Source organism: Tenacibaculum halocynthiae (assembly GCF_964512825.1).
Taxonomy (GTDB): Bacteria; Bacteroidota; Bacteroidia; order Flavobacteriales; family Flavobacteriaceae; genus Polaribacter; species Polaribacter halocynthiae.
In genome coordinates this window covers 1-4,741 of the sequence record NZ_CAZELG010000023.1, presented here as the reverse complement: position 1 = coordinate 4,741, position 4,741 = coordinate 1, and the positions used below count along the sequence as shown (strand labels likewise).

General features: G+C 27.6%; 8 protein-coding genes. All 8 read left to right on the top strand.

Annotated features, from left to right (window positions below; translation table 11 throughout):
* Positions 1 to 350: 350 nt before the first annotated feature.
* The 8 genes from ACKTTQ_RS09245 (at position 351) to ACKTTQ_RS09210 (ending at position 4,678) form a co-directional block, all read left to right on the top strand.
* Positions 351 to 770, top strand: a complete 420-nt coding sequence (locus ACKTTQ_RS09245) for a hypothetical protein (protein ID WP_113785837.1) — start codon at positions 351 to 353, stop codon at positions 768 to 770.
* Positions 763 to 1,092, top strand: a complete 330-nt coding sequence (locus ACKTTQ_RS09240; RefSeq protein ID WP_113785838.1) for a hypothetical protein — start codon at positions 763 to 765, stop codon at positions 1,090 to 1,092. The genes ACKTTQ_RS09245 and ACKTTQ_RS09240 overlap by 8 nt, the downstream gene beginning before the upstream one ends.
* A gap of 123 nt (positions 1,093 to 1,215) precedes the next feature.
* Positions 1,216 to 1,779, top strand: coding sequence for a hypothetical protein (locus tag ACKTTQ_RS09235; RefSeq protein ID WP_408049042.1), 564 nt, complete (start codon positions 1,216 to 1,218; stop codon positions 1,777 to 1,779).
* Between the two features lie 149 nt (positions 1,780 to 1,928).
* Positions 1,929 to 2,735, top strand: a complete 807-nt coding sequence (locus ACKTTQ_RS09230) for an alpha/beta hydrolase family protein (RefSeq protein WP_408049041.1) — start codon at positions 1,929 to 1,931, stop codon at positions 2,733 to 2,735.
* 281 nt (positions 2,736 to 3,016) lie between these two features.
* The gene (locus ACKTTQ_RS09225; RefSeq protein ID WP_408049040.1) at positions 3,017 to 3,190 is read left to right on the top strand and encodes a hypothetical protein; all 174 of its coding nucleotides are present in this window, start codon (positions 3,017 to 3,019) and stop codon (positions 3,188 to 3,190) included.
* The gene (locus tag ACKTTQ_RS09220) at positions 3,171 to 3,689 is read left to right on the top strand and encodes a hypothetical protein (RefSeq protein ID WP_408049039.1); all 519 of its coding nucleotides are present in this window, start codon (positions 3,171 to 3,173) and stop codon (positions 3,687 to 3,689) included. The genes ACKTTQ_RS09225 and ACKTTQ_RS09220 overlap by 20 nt, the downstream gene beginning before the upstream one ends.
* Positions 3,690 to 3,911: 222 nt before the next feature.
* On the top strand, positions 3,912 to 4,367 hold the full coding sequence (locus ACKTTQ_RS09215; protein WP_408049038.1) for a DUF5063 domain-containing protein: 456 nt from the start codon (positions 3,912 to 3,914) through the stop codon (positions 4,365 to 4,367).
* 86 nt (positions 4,368 to 4,453) lie between these two features.
* Positions 4,454 to 4,678 (top strand): hypothetical protein, encoded by a 225-nt coding sequence (locus ACKTTQ_RS09210; protein ID WP_408049037.1) that lies wholly within the window; start codon positions 4,454 to 4,456, stop codon positions 4,676 to 4,678.
* Positions 4,679 to 4,741 lie beyond the last annotated feature (63 nt).

Below are 4,741 nucleotides of genomic sequence, written 5' to 3'. Positions count from 1 at the left end.
TAGATGGAATAACATATAAATATTTAATTTATTCAAGAAATGCAACTATAAAATTTGAATTAAATAATCCGAATTCAGAAAACTGGAAAAAATGGGAAAAATTAGTGAATCAGTTAGGAACTGAATTGAGTGAAAAATCGAAAATAAAGGAGTTTAGAGAAATATTTAACTAAAAATAACGCCTTACAACAAGGTGTATAATTCATTACTAGTACTCGCCTACTTACGAAAATCCTCACGGATTTTCTATTCGGTTTGTATTTACTAAATTAGTTGCTAAAACACGCAACGAAATCATACACAAATACGTTGGTAACAAGCAAAAATTAGCACATTGAAAAATAATAACCTTGAAGAAAAGTAAAACAAAATCAATAATACTTACAGTAATTCTACATTCATTTATAATTCTTGGAATTGGTCACGGAATTGGAATAATGTGGATTATAGATATTGTAAGTATTCCAAATTTGATTGATAGTTATGGTTTTACTTTGAGAGGAAAATTCAATGATAAAATAATGTCAATTGGTCTTATATCCTTAATTGGAAAAATATTTTTAGTTATTAGCATATTCCTAAAACCTAAATTGTATGAACGAATATTTGAAATTGTCGGAATTCTAATATTATGGATTTCAGTCTATTTTCTAACTTCTGGAAATTGGAGTTATAACTCAGTTTATGAAATTGCTTTCTTGACAAGCATTCCATTTTTAATTTCATCTTTAAATTTAGTATATCTAATAACCCGAAAAAAACATGAATGAAAAACCTAAATTAAAACAGTTATTAGAATCTGAAAATTTTCGAATAAGAACAGCAATGTTTATAGGAGAAAAAAGAATATCTACATTAAAAAGTTTTTTTGATGGAATATATTATTCATTTGATGTCTATAATATAAAAGAGGAAAATATATTTTTAGGATTAAACGAATGGACAGTAAAATACTATAACCAGAAAGAAACATCTGCTGCTTGGAAAGATATAATTTTAAAAGAATGCGGAAATGATGAAGAAAAAGCAGTAGACGAATTTTTTAGAGTATATGATAAATTTAAAGAAAAGCCAGTTACCAACACTATATAAACTTTATAGCTGATTTTAGCTCACTTAGGAAATTCCTTCGGAATTTCGCCGTACGTGTTTTATTTACTAAATTAACTGTTTAAACCACGCAACAAAGCTTATAAAACAGCGTTGTACTACATTATGAAAAAGATTACAATAATATTAATATTTCTACTTTCTATTAAACTTTCAGCCTGTGACTGTGAATGGAGTGGGAATTTTCTAAAAATCGCAAAAAACTCAGAACTAGTAATTAAAGGTAAGATTATAGAACATACTTATCATACGGGAAATGGAAAGCGATTTACAGACTATGATGAATATATTAACGAAACTCTGAACAACGAATTTGATCCACATTATGGAACAGGAAAATCTATAAAAGTTGAAATACTTGAAATTATAAGAGGCAAAGAAGAAAGAAAAATTATTGAAATTTTCGATACCGATGGAGCAGATTGCAGAGCAAGTATCCGTGATTTTCAAACTGGAAAGATATATATATTCGCTACTTATAAACCTGAACGGACTGGAGCAAAACTACCAAATGAAACCAAAAATGATTATGCAATTGGAGGTTGTTATGAAAGCACATTAGAATATTCTCCTGAGAAGAATAAAGTTTATGGAGTGATTAAAGGAAAATCATATAAACGAAAAAGTATAAAATATAGTTACGAAAAACTGAAGAAAAAAATAACGTAGTACAACATGGTGTATAATTAATTGCGGCTGAATTTCCTCATCGGAAATTCAATCTTATTAATTATCTTTCCGCAACAATGGAAAATGACTCGCGTCCTTTTCCCGCAAAAAATCATACACAAATACGTTGTAATTAATTAAGAGAAAGATTGAAAAACAAAATATATTTAACCACAATTCTATTGTTTTTGGTATTAAACACATATTGCCAATCTAACAATAAAGCCTTTAATAAAGATTTGGTAATTACCATAAAACAAGATTCAATTTCTGGATATGCGCTAATAGCAAAAGGAAATGAACGTAAAGAGACTATCATTTTACTTCATGGACTTCCTGGAAATGAAAGAAACCTTGACTTAGCAGAAACGATAAGACAGAACGGGAAAAATGTAATCTATTTTAATTATAGAGGCTCTTGGGGTAGTCAAGGAGAATTTCTTTATTCAAATTGTTTACAAGATATTTCTAAGGTAATAGACTACTTATCAAATGACATTGTCTCTGAAAAATTAAGGATTAAAAAAAGTTCTTTTTCGTTAATTGGGCATAGCTTAGGAGGTGGAATTGCAATCCTCCATGGAACCCAAGATAATAGAGTTAAAAAAATAGTCGCCTTATCTTCGTTCAATGCTGGAGAGGTACTTAAAAATAATAATTCAATAGATGAGTTAGGTGCTTTTCAAAAATATTTGAATGAGCAGTTTATGTTGAATATTGAACCTAAAAAATTCTTGGTTGAAATATTAGATCATAAGCAGAAATGGAATTTAGTATCCATTAACTCTCTTAAACTTGATAAACCATTTATTTTTATAGATGAAAATTATAGAAACGAATACTGGATAAAAAACATAAAGAATAATCAATATTTAATAATTAATTCTGACCACTCATTTTCTGATAAACGAAATGAATTGAATACTGAAATAATAGACTGGTTAAATAAAAACTAATTACAACAAAATGTATAATTAATTGCTTACGGACTTATTCCTTCGGAAAAATCTCGCAGACAATTAATTTCATGTATTTTAATTACTTTTACGTTAAAATTGCGCAACTAACCATACACAAATACGTTGTGGTTAATGTAAAAACTCAAAACAAGAAAATGATTTTACTACTTATCTTAATAATTAGCTTAGTACAATTGACTTGTTATTATCTGATTTATAGATATCAAATTAAAGTTCCGAGTTTTATAATTCTACTTTTAGTTTTAATCGGGTATTATTTGATTTTCCCTCAATTTTTCTTTCCAGAACCAAGAAAAGACGGAATTAATTGCGGAATGCCTGCTTTAGGAATTACACTTGCATTTTGGGTTTTCGGAACAATTGGAGCATTAAGTTCTCATATTACTTGGATATTTATAAAAAAAAGGAAAAATGCATTGGAAAAGATGTGATTATAGAATAGAAAGTTTGAATCTAACAATTCAAGGTCTTGAAAAATCCATACTTGAGTTAGATAAAAAACTTGAACAAATAGACTGGTATGACGGAATTTGGTTTTTAGAAGAAGTTGAACCTATAGTTGGATTATCATTTATTGCTCTGCAAAATTATATAAACAGTAGTATTTACGATAGATTTGAGACATTAGAAAATCAATATAAAAAATACAAATTAGGCAAATTAGTAACTGACTCCAAAAGAACCGAAATTGAATTAATTATAGGAATAGCAAATTATTTTAAACACAGAGATGATGAAAATGATTTAAGAAAAGGTACTTCTACTATTTTATTAGATTGTGGTTTAAAAATAAACAAAGACATTGACATTACCGAATCACCTATTATCAAAGGATTAGAATTATTAACCAATAAATGGGGACTTTCTCACTTAATAACAATTGTGGAAAACTGGAGAGAAGATTTATGGATTGAAAAGAAAAAACACTAACCACAACAAAGGCTATAATTAATACGGAGTTTGATGTTTAATCCAAAGTTTAGTGTATTTTTATGAAGTCCGCCAAATCTTTTGATTTGGCTTTTAAAATGAAAAAATTAAAACAAAATAAAAAGTTTTGGCTAAGTGCTTAATCGGAAATTAATCGCTTATTTATTCCCGTACTAATCATAGCCGAGGCCGTTGTAATACATTTGAGTAAACTAAAAAGCATTGAGTATATTAAAAAAACTAATTGATAGAATTATTGAATTTGGAACAAATGAAAAAATTGAATCCGAAAACAAAACGCTCGAAATCCAAAGACTGTTAGTTGGAATTTATGCTGAATATTTGAAAGTAGAAACGGAATTTGATGATGCCGATTATGAAAAACCTATTAATTTAGATTATGACGGAATGAGAAGTATAGTAACTAAACATTTTCCAGATTTCGGTTGGTATCATTCTGCTATGGAAAGTCATAAAATTAACGAAGATGCTTATTTGGTTACTGAAGACCCTATTGATGATTTGACTGATATAATAAAAGATTTAATAGAAGTTCAATGGAGATTTGAAAACAACAGTGAAAAAGATGGACTTTATCAATTTGAGTTTTTAATGAAAGATCATTCTGAACAACACTTGGTAAATTTACTTAAATACTTAAAAGACAAAGATGAATAATGTTTAGACTCAAATATGTATTTCTGACTTTGTTAATGTCTATTTTAGTTTTTTTATCAACTTCCTTTTTGACTGTGTTTAATCATATGAATTCACCAATAAATAGATCGGTTGGTTATAAATCTTTAGAGATTGGTTTTCCTTTCAAATATTACAAAGAATTTATGATAGATTGTCCAAATCCAAATTACGGTTGGAATTTGAATTATTTAATTTTAGATATAATTATAACATTAATAATTGTAGCTGGAATAATGTATTTCGTGAATAAAAACGTATTACAACAAAGAACTGTGGTAAAAAACAACTAATTTTTGTTTAATTTTTAACCAAAGTATTTCTGTAAGTCTCATCGTATATTAATCCTGATTTTG